This window comes from Micromonospora sp. NBRC 107095 (assembly GCF_030269705.1).
Taxonomy (GTDB): Bacteria; Actinomycetota; Actinomycetes; order Mycobacteriales; family Micromonosporaceae; genus Micromonospora; species Micromonospora parva.
The window spans coordinates 342,810-363,577 of record NZ_BSTU01000006.1 but is presented as its reverse complement, the minus strand read 5'-3'; the positions used below and the strand labels follow the sequence as shown (position 1 = coordinate 363,577).

The following is a 20,768-nucleotide window of genomic DNA, read 5'->3' as shown; positions in this document are numbered from 1 at the left end:
TGGCAACCGACCAGTCGATCGCGCAGGTCAGTCTTTTGCGCCAGCCTAGTTTCGCGCACTAGTGTGCACGCAATCAATCACCGTCCGTGCAGTTGCTGGGAGGGCCCCCGCGGTGGACCGGTACGCCAGATGGAACGCCCTGCTCGAAATGCTGACCGACAACGGCCGGGTCAGCGTCGAGGCGGCGGCCGAGCGGCTTGACGTCTCCCAGGCCACCATCCGGCGTGACTTCGACCAGCTCGCGCAACAGCAGATGATCACGCGGACCCGGGGCGGCGCGGTCGCCAACGGCGTGTCGTACGACCTGCCGCTGCGGTACAAGACGGCCAAGCACTCGGCCGAGAAGCAGCGGATCGGGGCGGCTGCCGCGGCGCTCGTCACGCCGGGCACCGTGGTCGGCCTGAACGGCGGCACCACCAGCACCGAGGTGGCGCGGGCGCTCGCCGTGCGCCCGGATCTGAACACCAGCGCCGAGGGTGCCCAGCTCACCGTGGTGACCAACGCGCTGAACATCGCCAACGAGCTGCTGGTCCGCTCCCGGATGAAGGTGGTGGTGGCCGGCGGCGTGGTGCGTCCGAAGTCGTTCGAGCTGGTCGGCCCACTGGGTGGGGCGTTGCTGCGCGAGGTCACCCTGGACGTCGCCCTGCTCGGTGTGGACGCGATCGACCCGCAGCTCGGCGCCGCCGCCCACCACGAGGGGGAGGCGGCGATGAACAACCTGATGGTGGCCCGCGCCAAGCGGGTGGTGATCATCGCGGACTCGTCCAAGCTGGGGGGTCACGCCTTCGCTCGGATCTGCCCGGTCGAGCGGGTGGAGACGCTGGTGACCGACTCCGGTGCCGCCCCGGAGGTCGTGGACGCGTTCCGCACTGCCGGAGTGCAGGTCATCTGCGCCTGAGTGGTCACGCTCCGTCGATGAATTGACCTGATCGGCGCGTCGATACATACCGCGTATTGCGCGGCCCTGCATACCGCGTATGGTGTCGGCTGTCACGCCCACCCATCGGGGGAGGTGCAGCTTGCAGGCTGTCCTGGAGATCGAAGGTCTACGTAAGACGTACAAGAGTCGTCGACGCGGCACCCGCAACGCGCTCGACGGCTTCGACATGCGGGTCGACGCGGGGCAGGTGCACGGCTTCCTGGGTCCCAACGGGTCCGGCAAGACCACCACGCTGCGTACCCTGCTCGGCCTGATCCGACCCGACGGCGGCCGGATGGTGCTGCTCGGGCACGAGGTCCCCGACGCGCTGCCCACCGTCGCCGGCCAGGTCGGCGCGATCGTGGAGAGCCCGCAGTTCTTCCCGCACTTCAGCGCACGGGACACGCTGTCCCTGCTGGCCGGTGCCGGCGAAGTGCCCGCGACCCGCGTCGACGAGGTGCTGGAGCTCGTCGGGCTGCGCGACCGGGCCGGCGAGCGGGTCAAGACGTACTCGCTGGGCATGAAGCAGCGGCTCGCGGTGGCCTCGGCCCTGTTGAAGAACCCGAAGCTGCTCATCCTCGACGAGCCGGCCAACGGCCTCGACCCGGGGGGCATCCGGGAGATGCGCACGCTGATGCGCAACCTCGCCGAATCCGGAATGACAGTGGTGCTGTCCAGCCACATCCTCGGCGAGATCCAGCTGATCTGTGACTCGGTCACCATCATCTCGCTGGGCCGACGGGTCGCGTTCGGCCCGGTCGACGAGGTGCTCGCGCAGCACTCGTCCGGTGCGGTGCGGATCCGGCTGGAGGCGGTCAGCGACCTGCCGGTGGCCACCGAGGCGCTCACCCAGGCGGGGATCCGGGTGACCGGTCATCCGGACCACCTCATGCTGGCTGGCGTCGACAAGCCGGCGTCGGTGACCCGGCTGCTCGCCGAGAAGAACCTCTACGTCAGTGAGTTGGCGCCGATCGCCGTCGACCTGGAGAGCGTCTTCCTCGAACTGACCGCCACCGCGCCGGTCCCCGGTCAGCACCGGCAGGTCGACGAGTCCATGAAGGTCGGTGGGACGGGTCAGCCCGGCCCCGCCGGGGGAGGGTGGGGCGCGTGAGCCTCTTTCGTACCGAACTGCGCCGGCTTACCAAGCGGCGCTTCACCCGTTACTCGACGCTGCTCGGCCTGCTGGTGCTGGCCGCGGTCGTGGTCGGCGTGTTCTTCACCAACCAGAAGATCGACGCCGGTCAGCTCGCCAAGGCCGAGCGTCAGGCCGACCAGCAGTACCAGGAGCAGGTGCGCTGGAGCGAGCAGGAGCGCGTCAACTGCGAGCAGGCAAAAACGGCCGGTACAGCGGATGCCGGCCGTTACCCCGAGGACTGTTCGGTAATCACGGGGCCGCCGCGGGAGGAGATCAAGGCCGAGTGGTTCCTGCCCTCGACGTTCAACTTCAAAGAGACGTTCGACGAGACGCTGATCCCGTTCGCGGCGATCCTCGCCCTGGTCGGGTTCGTCATCGGCGCGTCCTTCGTCGGCGCCGAGTGGAGCACCGGCGGCATGATGAACCTGCTGCTCTGGCGGCCGAAGCGGCTCACCGTGCTGCTCACCAAGCTGGCCGCGCTGCTCACCGGCATCCTGGCGGTGACGCTTCCGGCCGCGGTGCTGTGGTTCGCCGGGTTCTGGGCGGTCGCCACGTTCCGGGGCAGCACCGAGAAGATGACCTCGGGGGTCTGGCAGTCGTTCGTGCTCACCGGCGTACGCGGCGTGGCGCTGGTGGTGGTGTTCACCACCATCGGCTTCGCCCTCGCCTCGCTGGGTCGGCACACCGCGATGGCCCTCGGCGGCGTGGTGGCGGTGATGGTGGTCGGCCAGTTCGGTCTGGGCATCCTGCTGGACATGGCAGGAGTGCGGTTCGCCGAGGCCTGGCTGCTGCCCACCTACGCGCTGGCCTGGATGACGAAGAAGATCACGTTGGAGGACTGGAACGCCTGCAACGCGACCTACTACGGGGAGTGCAAACCCGCCACGATGGACATCACCTGGCAGCAGTCCTCCGTGCTGCTCTCGGTCGCAGTGGTGGTGATCCTCGGGGCGGCGCTCTGGTCGATGCGCCGCCGCGACATCTCCTGACGTCCGGCCCCGAAGGCCCCCGGCGCGCGCCGGGGGCCTTCGGGCGTGCGGGCACCGCCGCGCCGGCTGCTGCGACCCGGGCCCAGGCTGGCTAGGCTGAGCGAATGTCCGCCGACGCCACCACCCCGGAGCCGTCCACCGACGCTCGTCCGGGTGGCGTCGGCCAGACCGTTCCGACTCCCCGGCCCGCTCCTGCGATCGAGACCGCAGACGAACCGGCGCTGCCGGTCGAGGCCGCTGACGATTCGGCGCGGCCGGCCGACCCGGTGGACGTCCAGCCCGTCGACCCGGCCGCGGCGTTGACCGAGCGGGAGCGGGCGATCCTCGCCTTCGAGCAGCAGTGGTGGCGGCACGCCGGCGCCAAGGAGCAGGCCGTCCGGGACACGTTCGGGCTCTCGTCGACCCGCTACTACCAACTGCTCAACGGTCTGCTGGACAATCCGGCCGCCCTCGCCGCCGACCCCGTGCTGATCAGCCGACTCCGCCGGTTGCGCTCGTCGCGCGCCCGCAACCGTCGCCGTTGACCTCCGCCCGTCTGGGCAGGAATGTCACCAGGCCCAAGGGGTACGCGGGGAGTGCTCCGGGGCCGCTGGCGGGTGGCCGGAGGCGACGGAGGGAGCGACCAATGACGGGCACCAACCCCAGGTGGGAGCAACCGTGATGCGGGTACGCTCCGCGTCCGCGCCGGCCCCGGGCCGGCCGGTCAACGAGGATCTGGTCTTCCGGTTCGGCCCGCTGGTCGGTGTCCTGGACGGCGCGACGGTGCCGGACGGCTTCGACACCGGGTGCGTGCACGGGCCCGAGTGGTACGTCCGGCACCTGGCCGCCCGGATCGGCGTCGCCGAGGCGGTACGCCCGGCGGCCCGGCTGACCAGCAACCTGGCCGCGGCCATCCTCGCGGTGCGCGCCGACCATGGCGGTCAGTGCGACCTCGACCATCCGGGCACCCCGTCCAGCACTGTCTGCCTCCTGCGCGACTGCGGCGATCAGGTCGACTACCTGGTGCTCTGCGACAGCCCGCTGGTCCTCGACGTCGGCGGGCAGGTCAGCGTGGTCACCGACAACCGGCTGGACGCGGCGATGACGGAGCTGCGGGAGACCGTGGCGATCGTGCCGGGCGGCGCGGCGGACCCGGTCACCCGGTTCCGGCACGCCGTGAGCGTCCAGCGGGAGCGGATGAACCGCACCCACGGCTACTGGGTGGCCGCCGCCGACCCGGACGCGGCCTTCCACGCGGTGACCGGCACCCTGCCCCGGTACGGTCCGGGGGCACTGCGGCGGGCGGCGCTGCTCAGCGACGGCGCGTCCAGCGCGGTGGAGCAGTTCGGTCTGACCGACTGGGCCGGTCTGCTGGACCTGCTGAGCGTCGACGGTCCGGGCGCGTTGATCGACCGGGTGCGGGACGCCGAGCGCGACCACCCGGACCGACTGCGCCGGCACAAGTCCACCGACGACGCGTCGGTGGTGTTCTGCGAGTTCGGGTCGGCGGTTCGCGCGTTCGACACCCGGTCGGGTGACAACAGAGCGTGATGTGGAACACCCATACCGCCCGACCGGCCGGTACCGCTGTCCGGACCGCCAGTGGATGGCCAATGGGGTGGACTTCGGCCGATGAGGGCGGCAGACTGCGGCACGTGGCGGGTGCGGTCCGGCTGGAGCCGGTGGACGAGCGAAACCTGGAGCCGTTGCTCTCCGTAGCGGCGGCCGAGGCGGAGCCCGGCGACGTCATGCCCCCGGTCGAGGCACCGGCAGGCTGGTCACTCGCCCGTCGTGAGGCGTTCCGGGAGTTCCACCGGGCGAGCTTCGGCGGGCTGGACGGCCCGACCCGTTCGCAGATGTACGCCATCCTCGTCGGCGGCGAGGTGATGGGCATGGTGCGGATGACGCGCTGTGACGAGCCCGGCACCGTGGAGACCGGGATGTGGCTCGGCCGCTCGGCACGGGGGCAGGGGATCGGCGCGGCAGCCCTGCGGGAGTTGCTGAACGCCGCCGCTCGGGCCGGCATGCGGGTGGTGGTCGCCGAGACCACCCCGGACAACATCGGTGCGGTCGCCGTCCTGGAGAAGTGCGGCGCGAAACTGCACGAGGACGACGGCAAGATACGCGCCGAGATCTGCCTCGACTCGACGCCGCCCACCTTCTGAGCTGCGTGGGCCGGCGGCGACCGCAGGGCCGCCGCCGACCGCCTCGGCTCAGGCCAGCAGCCGGACGATGTCGTAGTCGGTGCTCGGCGTCGGCTCCACATCGAATCGGCCGTTCACCACGTACAACGCCGAACCGAGCAGGTCGCCGGTGGCCGGTGACCGCAGCTGTGGGCCGGTGATCTCCCGCTGCACCACCCCGGCGGTGTACCCGGCGTTCAGCCGGACCACCGCGACGACGTTGGACAGGTTGCGGATCACGTGCAGGGTGCGTCCGCGCAGCACCAGCCCGTCGGCCCGGTCCACCGAGTAGCCGCCGAGGTCGAACAGGGCGCTGCCGCCGGTACGCGGGTCGACGCGGACCAACTGCCCGGTCAGCATCTGCGCGACCAGCAGGTCACCGTTCGGCAGTGCCACGATCCCGTTGTTGAACGCGTCCGGCGTCGCGGCCGGACCGGTGAGTGGCAGCACCCGGAACGTGTCCGAGGCCGGCAGTCGACCACCCGGGCCCAGGGGCACCACGTACAGCGCCGGGCGGACGGAGTCGGTGAAGTAGATGGCCCGCTTCGTGATCACCAGGTCGTTGACCAGGGTGTTGGGGTCGGTGGTGAACTGGTAGTGGGCCAACCGGGCACCGGTGCCCGGGTCGTACACGCTGGCCCCACCGCCGAAGAAGTCGGCGGTCCAGAGCCGCCCCTTCGCGTCGAGCTTGATGCCGGCCTTGGCGGTGCCCGGGGTGCCGGGGATGAGCACCGAGCCGCGCCCGGTGCGTAAGTCACCCCGCCAGACGGCACCATCCAGGACGGAACCCACGTAGACGGTGGTGCCCCGGCCGATCGTCAACCCTTCCGGGGTGAACCCGTCCGGCAGCGCGATCCGGGCGGGGAACGGCTTCGCCGGATGAGCCGTCGCCGGTGCGCCGACCGGAACCAGTGTCGCCGCCGCCACGAGGGGGACGAGGAGAAGAGAGAGCCGCTTGCGCACTGAACACCACCTGACGTCGCAGTGGATGACTCCACTGAGGAATGTGACGTACTAGGAACGTTCGGGGTGCGACAAAAGGTTGTGCTGGTCTGATCACTCCCGGTTGGCGGCGTACGCGGCCAGCCAGGCCACCTGGGCCGGGTCGAGCGACGGGCGTACCCGGGCCCGGGCTGCCGACACGTGCTCGGCGGTGACGGTGGCCGCGGCGAGCGACTCGCGCATCGCGGCCAGCGCCGCCTCGCGGACCAGCGCCGCGCAGTCCGCTGCCGAGAAACCGGTCAGCTCGTCGCCGAGGGCGGCCAGGTCGACGTCCGGTGCCAGCGGCACCTGTCGGGACGCGGCCCGCAGAATCTCCGCCCGGGCCGGCCCGTCCGGCGGTGGCACGTAGACCAGCCGCTCCAACCGGCCCGGCCGCAGCAGCGCCGGGTCGACCAGGTCCGGCCGGTTCGTCGCGCCGACCACCACCACGTTGCGCAGCGTCTCGATCCCGTCCAACTCGGTGAGCAGGGCGGCGACCACCCGGTCGGTGGTGCCACCGTCGGTGGCCTGACCGCGTACCGGGGCCAGCGCGTCCACCTCGTCCAGGAAGATCAGGGTGGGAGCCGCCTCCCGGGCCCGACCGAACAGCTCCCGGACCGCGCGTTCGCTCTCACCGACCCACTTGGAGAGCAGTTCGGCGCCCTTGACCGACAGCACGTTGGCCCGCCCCGACCCGGCCAGCGCGGTGACCAGGTAGGTCTTGCCGCAGCCCGGCGGCCCGTAGAGCAGCACACCGCGCGGCGGCTGCACACCGAGCCGGGCGAAGGTGTCCGGGTAGGTCAACGGCCAGAGCACCGATTCGGTGAGCGTCTGCTTGACCTCGTCCAGCCCACCCACGTCGTCCAGGGTCACCGACGCCAGGTCCAGGGTGGACGCCGCCATCGTGGTCGGCCGCACCACCTCCCGGGCGGCGGTGAAGTCCGCCATCGACACCGTCGGCGTCTCGGCGGACTTCTGCCGCAGCGCCGCGCGTACCCCGGCCTCCCGGACCAGTGCGGCCAGGTCCGCCGCGACGAACCCGGGGGTACGCGCGGCCACGTCGTCCAGCCGGACGTCGTCGGCCAACGGCACCTGCCGGGTCAGCACGGTGAGCTGTTCGCGGCGCAGCGCCTGATCCGGAAGCGGGACGCTGATCCGCAGCGACAGCAGGTCGGGCGCGCGCAGTACCGGGTCGACCGCCTCCGGCCGGCTGGTGGTGCAGACCACTGCGACGCCCGCGCGGACACTCTCGGCGAGCACCTGACGGAACACCGTCGCCACCGGGCCGGGATCGTCAGCCGGTGCGAGCGCCTCGACGTCGGTGACCAGCAGTACCGCCGGGCCGCCGGTGCGGGCCGCCGTCGCCGCGGCACGCAACCGCTCGGCGGCGGACTGACTGGCCAGCGCCGCCACCTCCGGGGCCCAGAGCGGGTGCACCCGGGCACCGACCCGGGCGGCCACGGCCCGGACCAGCGCCGCCTTCCCGGAACCCGCCGGGCCGACCAGCAACACCCCCAGCGAGACGGTGGTGCCGAGGCGGCCCAACACCTCCCGGTGGTGGAAGCCGAGGTCCAGCAGCTCGGTCAGCTCCTCGGCCTGGGTCCGCAGCCCGGGCAACTCGTCCACGTCCGGGGCGTCGTCCGTCGCAACGGCCTCGGCGCTCACACCCGGCTGGGCCGGCGTCGCGCCGCCCGGAGCAGGCCCGCCGTGGGTGGTGGCGCCGTGCTGCCAACCGACCACGGTGCCCATGGTGACCAGCGCGCCGGCCGCCGGCTCGACAGCGACCACGGTGAGCAGGGTGCTGGTCCAGGCGAAGCCCACGGTGTTGGCGAGGCTGTGCCGCGCCGCCTCGACCAGGCTGCGGACCGAGGCGTCCGGCAGCACGTCCTGCGGCAGCAGCGACACGTCATCCCCGGCGGTGAGCACCTTGCCCAGCAGCGCGAGCCGGAGCATCTCCGGGCTGACCGCCGCGACGACCCCCACCGGCCCGGCCAGGACGACCCGGCTCGCCGGAATCAACGGCACCGGGCCCACCCGCACCTGGCCGCCGTCGCGCAGACCCAGGTTGCCCAACGTCAGGTCGTCGGCGTACAGCAGGGCGCTGCTCGCGCCCGGCCCGGCAGCCGCCGCGATGCCGGCCGTCTCCCGGCGGCCGGCGAGGCGGACCGGGTCGCCGGGGCGCAGCCCCAGCGCGGTCAGCGCCTCCGGGTGCAGCCGCACGATGCCCCGTCGGGCGTCCAGCGCCGCCGGCCGCAGGCTCGCCGTCAGGGTCAGGTCGGGTTGCGCCACCGCCCGACCGTAGCCGCCCGCGGCCAACCCCGTCGGTCAGCGCCGCGGATCCAGCTCGTCCAGCAGCGTCGGATCGCGTCGGATCAGCTCGGCCAACCGGGCCGCCGGGTCCGGGCTCAACCCGTCCGGGCCGGGCGCCCAGGCGGGCACCGTCCGCCCGGAGAGCGGCCAGGCCGGCGGAGGTTCCACCGGGGTCGGTGCGGGCACCGGTCCGACCGTGACCGCCGGCCCGTTCCAGGAGACCCGCATCGGGTACGCCCGCCCGCCGTGCTCCACCTGCACTGTCACCGCCAGCCCGGGGTAGGCCCCGACGACCTGACGGACCGCCTCGGCCACCTCCTCGACCGGTCCCCATCCGGCCACGTCGCTCGCGGCCTCCACCCCCGCGTGCCGCGGATCGTGCCGACCCGACCCCTTGCGGGTGCCGCTGCCGGGGCCGGGCGGGCTCGACGGTGCGGTGGTGTCGTCACGGTCGGCGGCCCGACGGCGCGACGCCTCCTCACGTCGGGCCAGCCGGGCCAGCGTCTCGTCCAGGTCGCCCCTCACCAGATCACCTCTTCCCGCCACGGCCTGAGCCGGCCAGCTCAGGCCTTCCTGTCCCGGGTAGCACGGTCCAGCGCGCGGTCCAGGACGACCAGCAGGGCGTCCCGCACCGAGAGTCGGTCGCGGGCATCGAACTGCACCAGAGGTACATGATCGCCGATGGCCAACGCCCAACGGATCTCACCCAGCTCCAGGGCCAGCCGCCCGTCGAAGGCGTTGACCCCGACGACGAACGGCAGCCCGGCCCGCTCGAAGAAGTCGATGGCCGGGTAACAGTCGTCCAGCCGTGCGCTGTCCACCACCACCAGCGCGCCGAGCGCTCCCCGGGCCAGGTCGTCCCACATGAAACCGAACCGGGTCTGCCCCGGCGTGCCGAACAGGTAGAGCTTCAGGCTGCGGTCGATCGTCACGCAGCCGAAGTCCATCGCCACCGTGGTGGTGGTCTTGCTGGACCGGACACCCGGGTCGTCCACGCCGATCCCGGCGCTCGTCATCTCGGCCTCGGTGGTCAGGGGCGCGATCTCCGAGATGGCCCCCACGGTGGTGGTCTTACCCACCCCGAAGCCACCGGCGATCAGGATCTTGACCGGGATCGGCGGTGCGGCCGGCTTACCCACCGCAGGCGGCACCGACCCCTGCTCCGACGAGGGCCGGTACGGCGGCGGTGCGGTCGGCGGTGGCCCGGCCCGGCCGACTATCGGCCCGGTGCCCGAAGACATGCCGTAACGCGCGGCGGCGCTGTTCGCGGCGACCCCGCCGAGCGGGGCGGCCGGCCATTCAGGAGATCGCACGGAGTCCATCAATCACTCGCAGGATGAGATCGGGGTCGACAGCGTCGTCGGTGTCGGTGACGTGCACGTCCAGGTGCCCGGCGGCGCGCAGGTCGCCGACCAGGACCCGGACCACGCCGAAGTGCAGCCGGGCGCGGGCCGAGATCTCGGCCACCGAGATCGGCTCGACGCACAGCGCGATGATCGTCTGCAGTTCCGGTGCCAGCAGGGCCCCGGTCGGGCCGCCCCACACCGGGCTGTCCACGCGAATGGTCACCTGGGTCTCCAGCCCGATCGCCGGGTCGGCACCCGCCACCCGCCCGGCGGTGAGCACGAACGGCCGAGGGCCGGCCGGCTGGTCCCCGGCCGGCTCCGGCCGCGCCGGTGTCGCCGCCGCGCCGTCGCCGAGCGATGGTGGCGTGCGCAGGTACGGGCGGATCCGAACCCTGGGTTCCGGATCCGGATCCTCGCCGGCGACGTCGGGGGTCACTGCTGAACGGCGTTCTTCAACTCGACGATCAGTCGCGGGGTCAGGGCGCCACCGGCCCGCCCGGCGAAGAGCGTCATCTCGTACGCGACGGTGCCCAGGTTCGCCGACCGGTCGGCGACCACCCCGAGCACGGAACCGCTGCTGATCGCGCTGATCAACAGATAGCCGTCGGCCATGTCGACGATCACCCGGTTCAAGCCGCCGAGCGCGTACCAACTGGCGGCCCCACCGGCGAGGCTGGTCATTCCGGACACGACGGCGGCCAACCGTTCCGCGTTGGACCGGTCCTTGATGGCCGACATGGCCATCAGCAGGCCGTCCGAGGAGACCGCGATCGCCTCCAGGACCCCGGCGGTGCTGGAGGTGAAGGAGTCCAGCAGCCAGTTGAACGTCCGGGCCTCCGGGCTGAGGTCGCCACTGGCGCTGGGTTGGGTCTGGTCGACGTTTTCGTGCAGGAAGGGGCTGGTCACCGTGATGATCCTTCTTCGTTCCGGTGGTCGGGGCTGACTTCGCGGAGAGCGCGGGCGACGCCCGCCTCGAACTCGCTGATGAGGTCGCGGACCTCGGCCGGGTCACCGAGGTGGGTACTGGGCGGTTGGCAGGCCGGGACGGCCGTGAGGTTCGCCCCCGGTACCCGTCGGCTCAACCGGGGCCGCTCCGCGGCGGCGGCTGTCGAACCGCCGCCACCGGGCAGCGTGGGCCCGGCGCCTCCCGGTGTGCTGGGCAGGTCCGCTGTCGTGTCCGGGTCCACCACGGCAGCCCCGGCCCGGGCCGACGGGTCGCTGGTCGTCCGCGCCGACGCACCGTCGGCGGCCGGTGCCCCGTGCAGTTCCGCACGGCGTACACCGGCTTGGAAGGCCTCGACCAGCGCGCGGGCGGCGGCCGGGTCCGCCCCGGTGGCGTCCACCGGCCGGCTCGTCGCGGCGGTGGTGTGCAGAGTGGCCCCCGGCACCCGCTGCCGTACCCGAGGCGTGGCCGGCTTGTCCGCCTGCTCCGCGCTCTGGGGTTCGGGAACGGTCTCCTCCGGCTGGCCCCGACCGAACGCGTTCCAGGACGGGCCGGCGTCCAGGCTGCGGGTGGCCCGACTGAGCAGGTCCGAGTCGAAACGGGCCGGTACGGCGACGGCCGCCGTGCGGGGCTTCTCGGGATCGCGGGTCGCAGTGGTACGCCGATCCCGATTCGGCACCGCGGCGCGGGCCACGGCGGCCCCGGCACGGTCGGCGCGGCGCAGCACCAGCGACGCCGATGGGATCTCCAGCTGTGCTGTCACCCCACCGCCGCCCGTGGCGGCCAGGGCGACCTGCCAGCCGTGCCGACGGGCCAACCGGCCCACCACGAAGAGGCCGAGCACCTCGGTCGGGGCCAGGTCGAGCCGCTCCCGGCGGGTGAACCGGGCGTTCTCCTCAGCCAGCCGTTGCTCGCTCATGCCGATGCCGTGGTCCACCACTGTGAGCCGCGCACCGAGGCCGGACGTCTCGGCGCTCACCAGCACCCGGGTGTGCGGCGGGGAGAAGACGGTGGCGTTCTCCATCAGCTCGGCCAGCGCCAGGACGAGGTCACCGACCACTGCCGGCGCGGCCGAGACGCCCGCCGGCACCTGCACATCCACCCGGGTGTAGTCCTCGATCTCGCCGAGCGCCAACCGGACCACGTCGGCCAGCGGCACCGGCGCGGTGTGCGCGTCGGCCCCGGCCGAGCCGGAGAGCACCACGAGGCTGCCGGCGTTGCGCCGCAACCGGCTGGAGATGTGGTCGAGTCGGTACAGGTGCTCCAGGCGGCCGGGGTCGGCCTCCTGCTGCTCCAGCCGGTCGATCAGTGCGATCTGCCGACCCACCAGGTTCTGGGTACGCCTCCCCACGTGGCCGAACATCTGCGCCACGTTGCGTCGGCCGGCGACCTGCCGTTCGACCAGCTGCGCCGCGGTGTTCTGCACCCGGTCGAAGGCCCGCGCCAGGTCGCCGATCTCGTCGTTGGCGCGGATGTCCACCGGCTCCAGCCGGACCGACTGAGGTTTCTCCGTCTCGTCGTCGGTGACCCGGACCAGCTCCTCCTCGGCGACCCGGGCGACCCGGTCGGCCGAGCGGGTGAGTCGGGTCAGCGGCCGGGCGACCGTCCGCGCCACCGCCACGCTGAGCAGCACCACCAGCGTGAGGATCAACGCCGCCAGGGCGCCGACCAGGTAAGCGGCGGTCAGCGCCCGCCGCTGCTCGGCGGTCACCTCGGCGAGCACGTCGGCGACCAGCTTCTTCTCGACGAACTGACCGAGCCGGATCATCGTGCGGACGGCCGGGAAGAGCGCCTCCATCGGCACGTCGCGGACCGCGGCGGCCGGATCCCGGGCACTTCTGACCAGGAAGTCGGGGCTGGTACGCGCGGCCACCGCGGCGTCGTTGAGCTGGGACACCGTGAGCTGCTCGGGCGTGATCAGGCTGCGGAAGCGCGAGTTGTCGACCTGGAGCGCGGCGATGCACGCCACGTACCCGGCGGTGGTGTCCGGGGTGCCGATCGCCTTCACCAGCAGGCTCAGGGTGGCGCAGGCGCCCAGCCCTTCGTCGGCGCGGAGCAGCCCGTCGAGGGCGAGCACCTGCCGGCCCGGCAACGTTTCGGTGTCCACCCCGAACACGAGCCGCAGTGACTCGATGATGCCTTTGTTGACCGGGCCGAACGTGTCCATCACCTGACCGGGGTTGGCGGCCCTGGCCAGGACGGCGGTCCGCAGGTCGATGAGGCTGGACACCCGGTCGAGGGCGCTGTCGACCTCGTCGGTCAGCGCGTCGCTCCGCGCCGCCCGGAGGTCGGCCACCCGGTCGTCCACGTCGGCGGACTTACGGACCAGCTCGCTGCGTTCGACCCGGCCGAGCAGGAGACCGACGGAGAGGACGCGTTCCTGCTGGAGATCCTGGACCAGGCTGCCGACCCGGCTGGCGAGCCGGACCCGTTCGGCGGTGTCTCCGGCCCGCTGCGCCGTGGCGACCCGGTCGAGCATCACCGGCACGGCCAGGCCGACCATGCTGAGCAGCGGAATCACCACGAGTAGTGCGAGCTTGCCGCGGATCCGGAGCCTACTGAGCATCGAACGCCCCCCACTGTGTGCTCTCCGGATCACGGGCCGCCCCGACCGGTTGCAGCGCCCGCGGCTCGTCGGCCGGCGGTTGCCAGGGGTCGCGGTGCGGCGGGGTGTCGGTGCCTTCCGCGTGGGTCGCGGCCAGCGCGGCCCGACGCCGGGCCCGGCGGCCGGCGGCGACCTGCAACGCGGCGAGCCAGCCCAGCAACAGCGCGGCGACGACCGCCGCCCCGGCGGTCAGCCAGCGGTCCCGGTTGAGCCGGTCGATGCGCTCGACCAGCAGGGCGTCCAGCTCGGTGAGGATGACCGGCTGAAGTTGGCGGGCCGAGCGGTGTGAGTTGAGCGCGGCGGCACTCAACTGGCCCGGGCTGACCACACCGCTGTCCTTGTCCGGCAGGGAGTACCCGGCAAGCGCCTCCACCGACCGCTGGTAGGTGTCCAACGGGGTGAGCACGTTGGCGCCGAGGTCGGTGCTCTCCGAGCCGTCCACGGCCGAGCGCAGGTTGTCGACGAGGTCGGTGGCGGGTGTCAGGGCGGACACCCGTACGCCGCTGAGCTCCATCAGGCCGCGCGGCTGCTGGGCGGCCGGCCGGCGGGAGACCAGCACGCCGAGATCGGCGAGCCGGCCGGCAGCGACCACCGCCTCGGGCAACTCCTCGCCGGCACTGTCCTGGAGGAAGAACGAGTCCGCCTCGGGGTCGCGGACCAGCCCCGAGCTTTCCCGGACCTTCCGGTGCAGGGCCAGCAGCAGGTCGGCGACCTCGCCGTAAGCGGTGTAGGCGGCCTCCGGGTCGGTGGAGCTGCGGCCGCGCAGCGCCTCCAGCTTGGCCCGTACGCCGGCCCAACGTTCCTGGCTGCGCAGTTCCCCACCGATCCGGGCGTCCACCGCGGCGGCCTCCTCGACCGCGTTGTCCAACGCCTCCCGTGGCGCGGGGCGGCCGTTGACCGCGTTGGACTGGGCCTCCACGAGGGCGTCGGTGACCGCCGCCAGCGCGGTGAGGTACTGCACGCCGAGCCGTTCCCGGGCGGCGAAGTTCCGATCGTCGGTGGCCTGCCCCCAGTTCGACGTGGCGAGCAGGCCCAACGGTGCCAACAGCGCTCCGATGAGCAGCAGGGGCAACAGGCGGCCCAGCATGGACGGCCGTCGACGGGCCCGCGGCGCGGGGACTGTCATGTGTGTCTCCTCCGGCGTGGGCGCGAATCGGCGCGGCGTCGGGCGAGCCGACAAGTCCCGTCCACCGGACCGGAAAACTAATCGAACCCCCGACTGGTCAGACCTGACTGAACGAGTCAGGTTCGCGTCAGTTCGAGTCATGTCACCATTTGTCCGCGTTGCCAGCACGCTCTGTGTCAGCTGTGTGTGTGACATGGAGGGATCGAGGTGGATATCCGCGGAAGATCGGAATTCACGAAATCCGAACTCAACTCGCTGTGCCGCGTCGGAGGTTGCGCGCTCGCACCCCACCCGGCACCGATCGGGGCAACCGGACGGACGTACGGCGGATCTCAGCCAACGCTCAGGCTGCGAGCCGTACCGTGTGCCGCATGACATCGCCGTCGCCGGCCGCGTGGATCCGGCGTGCCCTGCCCACCCGTCGCCGCGCGACCGCCGCCGCGGTGGTCGTCGTGCTGTTGGCCGCCGCCGTGACCTGGGCGGTGTGGCCACAGGGGTCGGGCGTACGCGCCGAGAGCGCGATGGTCACCGTCCGCTCCGGACCGTCCGGCGACGAGCCGGTGAACCTGGACACCACTTTCTACCTGCCGGACGACGCCTCGTCCGCCCGGAAGGTGCCGGCGGTGCTGTTGGCGCACGGGTTCGGCGGCACCAAGGAATCGGTGCGCTCCGACGCGGAGGAGTTCGCCGGCCGCGGCTACGCGGTGCTCACCTGGACCGCGCGGGGCTTCGGTCGGAGCGGTGGCGAGATCCACCTGGACAACCCGGACTACGAGGTCCGCGACGCCGAGCGGCTGCTGGACTGGCTGGCCGCCCGACCGGAGGTGCGCACCGACGCCGCCGGCGACCCGAAGGTCGGTGTGGTCGGTGGCTCGTACGGCGGCGGTTTGGCGTTGCTGCTGGCCGCCCAGGACCGACGGGTCGACGCGATCGTCCCCATGATCACCTGGAACGACCTGTCCCGGGCGTTCCTGCCGGAGAGCACCGGCGGGGCGCCGACCGAGGGCGTGTTCAAGAAAGGTTGGGCCGGCCTCTTCTTCGGCGGTGGCGGCAACGTGGGCTCCGGCCCGGCGGGGCTCTCCGGCGGGACCGCCGCCGCGCCGCAGGGCGCACCGGCGTCGGCCGGCCCGCCCAGTCCCGGGCCGGGCGCGGGCCCGGGTACCGCCCCCGGTGGTGCCCCGGCCGGTGCCGCCGACCCGTCCTGCGGTCGGTTCGCCGCCGACGTGTGCGCCGCGTACCTGCGGATCGCCACCACCGGTCAGGCCGACCAGGCCGCCGTGGACCTGCTGCGCCGCTCCAGCCCGGCCGGCGTGCTGGACCGGATCAAGGCCCCCACCCTGCTGGTGCAGGGCGAGGCGGACACGCTCTTCCCGCTCGGCGAGGCCGACGCGAACGCGAAGGGCATCGCCGCCGCCGGCACCCCGGTGCGGGTCGCCTGGTTCACCGGCGGCCACGACGGCGGAAGTGGGCCCCGCTCGGACGAAGACCGGGTGAAGTTCCTGACCGTCCAGTGGCTCGACCACTACGTCAAGGGCGAGGGCGACGCGCCCGGCGACGACTTCACCTGGTCGCGCATCGCCGGCTTCGACGCGCTCGACCGGGGCCTCGTCGCCACCGGTTTCCGCCGCGCCGACTACCCGGGCCTGGCCGGCACCGCCCGCCGGGAGGTAACTGTCACCGGCCCGGCGCAGCCGATCGCGAACCCGCCGAACGGCAACCCGGCCGCCATCTCCTCGATCCCCTTCGCGGGCGGGCTCACCTCGCTGCTGGACGGGGTGGCCAGCGACGTGCCCGGCCAGCACGCCCGGTTCGAGTCGGCCCCGCTGACCGAGGCGGTCGACGTGGCCGGTGCGCCCACCGTCACGGTGCGGGCGGCGTCGCCCACCGGCGAGGCGGTGCTCTTCGTGAAGCTCTACGACGTGGACAAGGACGGCGCGGCCACCCTGCCGAACGGCCTGGTCGCCCCGATCCGGCTGACCGGCCTGCCGCAGCGGGTGCAGGACGCCCGCCCGGTCACCGTCACGCTGCCCGCGATCGTCCGCCGAGTGGAGGCCGGGCACCGGCTGCGGCTGGTGGTGGCCAGCTCCGACCAGGCGTACACCACCCCCGCCGAACCCACCGTCTACACGGTGGCCGCGGACGGCCCCGTCAGCCTGCCCACTGTCGCCGGTGAGCCGATCCCCACCGCGGCCACGGTCTGGCGGTGGGTGCTCGCCGGCCTGCTTGCCGCCATCGTGATCGGGCTCGTCGTGGTCGTCGCCGTGGTCCGCCGCCGGCACCGCCGGCAGGACCGCTCGGTGCATCCGGAGTACGCGGACACCCCGCTGGCCGTGCGCGCACTGCGCAAGGAGTACGCGGACGGCTTCGTCGCGGTGTCGAACGTGGACTTCGAGGTGCACCCGGGCCAGGTGGTGGGTCTGCTCGGGCCCAACGGTGCCGGCAAGACCACCACCCTGCGGGTGCTGATGGGGTTGACCCAGCCGACCGCCGGGGAGATCTACGTCTTCGGCCGGCGGTTGGTGCCCGGCTCGCCGGTGCTGTCCCGGATCGGGGCGCTGGTGGAGGGGCCGGGCTTCCTGCCGCACCTGTCGGGCCTGGACAACCTGAAGGCGTACTGGCGGGCCACCGGACGGCCGTGGGAGGACGCGCACTTCGACGCGGCCCTGGAGATCGCCGGGCTGGGCGACTCGGTGCACCGGAAGATCAAGAACTACAGCCACGGCATGCGGCAGCGGTTGGCCATCGCGCAGGCCATGCTCGGTCTCCCCGAGTTGCTGGTGCTGGACGAGCCGACCGACGGCCTCGACCCGCCGCAGATCGCCGAGATGCGCCGGGTGCTCCAGCGGTACGCCACGGACGGCCGGGCGGTGCTGGTCTCCAGCCACCTGCTGGCCGAGGTGGAGCAGACGTGTACCCACGCGGTGGTGGTGAACAAGGGCCGGATCGTGGCGTCCGGGCCGGTGGAGGAGATCGTGGGCGAGTCGCCGAGCGTGCTCTTCGACGTCACCGACCCGGTGGCGGCGCGGGCGGTGCTGGACCGGCTGCACGGCGTGCGGGTGTTGCCGGAGGGCGACGGCCAGTTGGTGGTCGACACCAACGGCACGGCCCGCAGCGAGGTGGTGGCCGAGCTGGTACGCGCCGGCATCGGGGTGGACCGGGTGGTGCCCCGGCGGCGCCTGGAGGACGCGTTCCTCGCCCTGGTGGGCGACAACTCTCGGGGAAGCGGTGACCGGTGATGGCAGTTGTCGACGCGGGTGAGGCACGCGGCTACCGGCCGTCGGCCACCATGCCGTTCAAGGCGGAGTTCCGCCGGCAGGCGTCCCGACGGCGGACCCAGCTGGCGCTCGGGTTCATGGTGCTGCTGCCGCTGATCATCCTGATCGCGTTCCAGTTCAACTCCGGTGGCGACGACGACAACGGGCGCAACGAGTTCTCCAGCCTGGTCGACCTGGCCACCACCGGTGGGCTCAACTTCACCCTGTTCTCGATCTTCGTGTCGGCGTCGTTCCTGCTCGTGGTGGTCGTCGCGCTGTTCTGCGGCGACACGGTGGCCAGCGAGGCGAGCTGGGGCAGCCTGCGGTATCTGTTGGCGATCCCGGTGCCCCGGGCGCGGTTGTTGACGGTGAAGCTGGTGGTCGCGCTCGCGTACTCGGGACTTGCCCTGCTGCTGTTGGCCGGCACCGCGTTGCTGGCCGGCACCCTGCGCTACGGGTGGTCGCCGCTGCGCAGCACCGTCGCCGCCGAGCTGGAACCCACCGAGGGGTTGCTCCGGTTGCTGGCCGTGCTGGGTTACCTGGCGATCGTCCTGCTGGTGGTGGCCGGCCTGGCGTTCCTGCTGTCGGTGACCACCGACGCCGCGCTGGGCGCGGTGGGTGGCGCGGTACTGCTCTGGATCCTGTCCAGCATCCTGGACCAGATCACCGCCCTGGGCGCGTTGCGCGACTTCCTGCCCACCCATTTCAGCACCGCCTGGCTGGGGCTGCTCTCGACTCCGGTGCAGACCGACGACGTGGTACGCGGCTGCATCTCGGCGATCAGCTACGCGACGCTGTTCTGGGGGTTGGCGTTCTGGCGGTTCACCCGAAAGGACATCACGTCGTAGCGGGGCGGTTCACAGTCGGCTGTCGGGTGGGCTCACCGACGACGGCACCGCGCTCGGCGCCGGCGGTGGGGCCGGCCGGGTCGGTACCGGCGTGGACGGGTCGGCCTTCTTCCAGGCGCTGACGCCGATCCGGCCGGTGTTGCCGAGGTCGATCGGCCCGTCCGGGTCGACCTCTTCGGCCGGCTGCCCGGCGGCGGGCGCCACTGTCAGGAACTCGCCGTTGGTAGCCACCACTGTCGAGTCGGTGACCAGGTTGCGCCAGAGCACCACTGCGGTGGCCCGCTCACCGGAAGCGAGGGTGATCTTCCGGGGCGGTTGGTCGAAGCCCAGGGTGATCTCCTTGGCGCCGTTGACCACCCGCAGCATGATCGGCTCGCGTTCCTCGTCGAACACGTGCAGCACCGGGTAGCCGTTGAGCTGGTAGGGACGCTCTCCGCAGTTGACCAGCTCGATGCCGAGGGCGCGCAGGCCCGAGGCGGCGTCCCCGCCGGTCGCCCGGATCCGGACGCCGGAGGCCGGACACTCGGCCACCGGAGCGACGCTGGGCGACCGGGCGGGGCTCGACGGGGTCGGTGGTGGGCCCGTCGGGTCCCCACCCTGGCCGCGATGGTCACCGGGGGTGCAGGCGGCGAGTGCGAGAGGCACCGCGACCGCTGCGCCGAACCATCGCCGTGCTGCCGTCCAGGTGAGGATCATGACTCGATCCTCACCCATCGAGGTGCCCCACCGCCGCCTGGCCCCCGCAGCAGCGCTGGTGTTGTACACCTGCCGTCTGCTGGTCCGGGCCTCCAGAGCTGCCCGCCCCGGATCCGGGGTGGTGACACTGCCTCGGGCCGGCTGGCGTGCCGTCCCGGTACGCCTTTCGAGCTGAATCGTTGAGGGCATCGCCCGGGACGGCCTGTTCGGAGGTGGCGTAGCCGGTCGTACCCACACTGTGGGAGCGTGCCCACGGCGGCCGGGATGACGCGAAATTGATTGTTTTCGCAGCTCAGGGGCTCGGGTGGCCCGTTCTGTGCGGCGGCGAGCGCTCGACGCGAGCCCTGGACGTCGGTACATTCCAGCCGGGGACTTTCCCACTAACAAGGAATCTATAACCTTCGATACTTTCATGCCTCACATTGAGGGGGTCCAATCCCTTCGATGGAGGTACCGATGAACGTTTCTCGGCTCGGCGGGCCGACCCTGTCCCTGTTCCGCATCGTGATCGGCCTGCTGTTCACATTGCATGGCCTGACCTCGATCTTCGGGTTGTTCGGCGGCAACCCGGTGACCGGCAAGGCGGTACCGCTCGGCACCTGGCCGGGCTGGTGGGCCGCGCTGATCCAGCTGGTCTGCGGCGCCCTGGTGCTGGCCGGCCTCTTCACCCGACCCGCCGCTCTGCTCGCATCCGGCTCGATGGCGTACGCCTACTTCGTCGTGCACCAGCCGGACCATCTGCTGCCACTGCACAACGGTGGTGAGCTGTCGGCGCTCTTCTGCTGGTCGTTCCTGTTGATCGCGGCTCTCGGTCCGGGTTCCTGGGCGCTCGACACGCTGCTCGCGCGTCGCCGCGACGGTGAGTCCGCGCCGGTGACGCCGGTGGCTGAGAGCAGCTCGATCGTCGTCTGACCGCACCCGTACGGCGTCGCCGGGGCCTCGACGAGGCGGCCCCGGCGACGCGCCGGTCACGGCCGCCTCGCAGGCCCGGCTCTGCGTCCCGCGCGCCGGATTCCAGCTGGTCGCTGATGTCGTAAACGATCAAGCTCCAAAGCGTGCGCGAATGATAGGTGTCACCCGCTCCGCAGCCGCGACCGCCAGCGACACGTGCGGGAGGGCTCGAAGCGGGAGCGTCAGGCCGGCGGGCGTTGGGCGAGGACCGCGTCCAGCAGGCCGGGGTAGAGCTTGTCCAGTTCGTCCCGGCGCAGTCGGACCAGCCGGCTCGTGCCGGCGGCGCGGGTCCGGGTCAGGCCCGCCTCGCGCAGCACCTTGAGGTGATGGCTGCGGGTCGCCTTGGAAACGCCGAAGTCGAAGCTGCCGCAGGGGGACTCGCCGCCCTCGGCGAGTGCCCGGACGATCTGTAGCCGCACGTCGTCGGCGAGTGCGGCCAGCACGCTGGTGACCGGTACGGCGGTCAGGTCGGGCTCGTGCGGCTCCATGTGACCAGTGTAACC

General features: G+C 72.4%; 19 protein-coding genes. 9 read left to right on the top strand and 10 right to left on the bottom strand.

All coding sequences use genetic code 11. The features are described 5' to 3' along the window. The first annotated feature begins 112 nt into the window (after positions 1-112). The 6 genes from QSK15_RS27425 (at position 113) to QSK15_RS27400 (ending at position 5,187) form a co-directional block, all read left to right on the top strand. Positions 113-898 carry a DeoR/GlpR family DNA-binding transcription regulator gene (locus tag QSK15_RS27425; RefSeq protein WP_285796959.1) on the top strand — a complete coding sequence of 262 codons (786 nt, stop codon included), beginning with the start codon at positions 113-115 and terminating at the stop codon, positions 896-898. A 121-nt stretch (positions 899-1,019) separates the two neighbouring features. After that, the gene (locus QSK15_RS27420) at positions 1,020-2,030 is read left to right on the top strand and encodes an ATP-binding cassette domain-containing protein (RefSeq protein ID WP_285796958.1); all 1,011 of its coding nucleotides are present in this window, start codon (positions 1,020-1,022) and stop codon (positions 2,028-2,030) included. Then, the gene (locus tag QSK15_RS27415) at positions 2,027-3,043 is read left to right on the top strand and encodes an ABC transporter permease subunit (protein WP_285796957.1); all 1,017 of its coding nucleotides are present in this window, start codon (positions 2,027-2,029) and stop codon (positions 3,041-3,043) included. Before QSK15_RS27420 ends, QSK15_RS27415 begins: the two co-directional genes overlap by 4 nt. Before the next feature lie 104 nt (positions 3,044-3,147). Then, the gene (locus tag QSK15_RS27410; RefSeq protein ID WP_285796956.1) at positions 3,148-3,567 is read left to right on the top strand and encodes a DUF3263 domain-containing protein; all 420 of its coding nucleotides are present in this window, start codon (positions 3,148-3,150) and stop codon (positions 3,565-3,567) included. A gap of 136 nt (positions 3,568-3,703) precedes the next feature. Then, the gene (locus tag QSK15_RS27405; RefSeq protein WP_285796955.1) at positions 3,704-4,573 is read left to right on the top strand and encodes a hypothetical protein; all 870 of its coding nucleotides are present in this window, start codon (positions 3,704-3,706) and stop codon (positions 4,571-4,573) included. Positions 4,574-4,677: 104 nt separating this feature from the next. Then, on the top strand, positions 4,678-5,187 hold the full coding sequence (locus tag QSK15_RS27400) for a GNAT family N-acetyltransferase (RefSeq protein WP_285796954.1): 510 nt from the start codon (positions 4,678-4,680) through the stop codon (positions 5,185-5,187). Positions 5,188-5,235: 48 nt separating this feature from the next. Here QSK15_RS27400 and QSK15_RS27395 read toward each other — a convergent pair whose 3' ends face one another. The 8 genes from QSK15_RS27395 to QSK15_RS27360 form a co-directional block, all read right to left on the bottom strand. Beyond that, positions 5,236-6,168 carry an NHL repeat-containing protein gene (locus QSK15_RS27395; protein WP_285796953.1) on the bottom strand — a complete coding sequence of 311 codons (933 nt, stop codon included), beginning with the start codon at positions 6,166-6,168 and terminating at the stop codon, positions 5,236-5,238. Between the two features lie 93 nt (positions 6,169-6,261). Then, entirely contained in the window at positions 6,262-8,475 is a 2,214-nt protein-coding gene (locus QSK15_RS27390) for an AAA family ATPase (protein WP_285796952.1), read from the bottom strand. 36 nt (positions 8,476-8,511) lie between these two features. After that, positions 8,512-9,021: a hypothetical protein gene (locus QSK15_RS27385; protein ID WP_285796951.1), complete on the bottom strand. Its 510-nt coding sequence runs from the start codon at positions 9,019-9,021 to the stop codon at positions 8,512-8,514. A 38-nt stretch (positions 9,022-9,059) separates the two neighbouring features. Beyond that, the gene (locus tag QSK15_RS27380; RefSeq protein ID WP_285796950.1) at positions 9,060-9,818 is read right to left on the bottom strand and encodes a GTP-binding protein; all 759 of its coding nucleotides are present in this window, start codon (positions 9,816-9,818) and stop codon (positions 9,060-9,062) included. Beyond that, positions 9,796-10,278, bottom strand: a complete 483-nt coding sequence (locus tag QSK15_RS27375; protein ID WP_285796949.1) for a DUF742 domain-containing protein — start codon at positions 10,276-10,278, stop codon at positions 9,796-9,798. The genes QSK15_RS27380 and QSK15_RS27375 overlap by 23 nt, the downstream gene beginning before the upstream one ends. Continuing rightward, complete coding sequence (locus QSK15_RS27370) at positions 10,275-10,748, bottom strand: roadblock/LC7 domain-containing protein (protein ID WP_030327817.1); 474 nt, start codon at positions 10,746-10,748, stop codon at positions 10,275-10,277. The genes QSK15_RS27375 and QSK15_RS27370 overlap by 4 nt, the downstream gene beginning before the upstream one ends. Next, a complete protein-coding gene (locus tag QSK15_RS27365; RefSeq protein WP_285796948.1) occupies positions 10,745-13,351 on the bottom strand; it encodes a nitrate- and nitrite sensing domain-containing protein in 2,607 nt (868 codons plus the stop codon). The genes QSK15_RS27370 and QSK15_RS27365 overlap by 4 nt, the downstream gene beginning before the upstream one ends. After that, the gene (locus tag QSK15_RS27360) at positions 13,341-14,516 is read right to left on the bottom strand and encodes a hypothetical protein (protein ID WP_285796947.1); all 1,176 of its coding nucleotides are present in this window, start codon (positions 14,514-14,516) and stop codon (positions 13,341-13,343) included. Before QSK15_RS27360 ends, QSK15_RS27365 begins: the two co-directional genes overlap by 11 nt. A gap of 371 nt (positions 14,517-14,887) precedes the next feature. Here QSK15_RS27360 and QSK15_RS27355 point away from each other — a divergent pair, with 371 nt between their 5' ends. Continuing rightward, positions 14,888-17,752 (top strand): alpha/beta fold hydrolase, encoded by a 2,865-nt coding sequence (locus QSK15_RS27355; RefSeq protein ID WP_285796946.1) that lies wholly within the window; start codon positions 14,888-14,890, stop codon positions 17,750-17,752. Continuing rightward, complete coding sequence (locus QSK15_RS27350; protein ID WP_051708110.1) at positions 17,752-18,618, top strand: ABC transporter permease; 867 nt, start codon at positions 17,752-17,754, stop codon at positions 18,616-18,618. The genes QSK15_RS27355 and QSK15_RS27350 overlap by 1 nt, the downstream gene beginning before the upstream one ends. A gap of 9 nt (positions 18,619-18,627) precedes the next feature. Here the strand turns inward: QSK15_RS27350 and QSK15_RS27345 are convergent, their stop codons facing one another. Further along, a complete protein-coding gene (locus tag QSK15_RS27345; protein WP_285796945.1) occupies positions 18,628-19,314 on the bottom strand; it encodes a DUF4232 domain-containing protein in 687 nt (228 codons plus the stop codon). Between the two features lie 456 nt (positions 19,315-19,770). On the opposite strand from QSK15_RS27345, the gene QSK15_RS27340 reads away from it, so the two are divergent. Next, the gene (locus QSK15_RS27340; protein WP_285796944.1) at positions 19,771-20,226 is read left to right on the top strand and encodes a DoxX family protein; all 456 of its coding nucleotides are present in this window, start codon (positions 19,771-19,773) and stop codon (positions 20,224-20,226) included. Between the two features lie 221 nt (positions 20,227-20,447). Here QSK15_RS27340 and QSK15_RS27335 read toward each other — a convergent pair whose 3' ends face one another. Then, entirely contained in the window at positions 20,448-20,753 is a 306-nt protein-coding gene (locus tag QSK15_RS27335; protein WP_285796943.1) for an ArsR/SmtB family transcription factor, read from the bottom strand. Between the last annotated feature and the right edge of the window lie 15 nt (positions 20,754-20,768).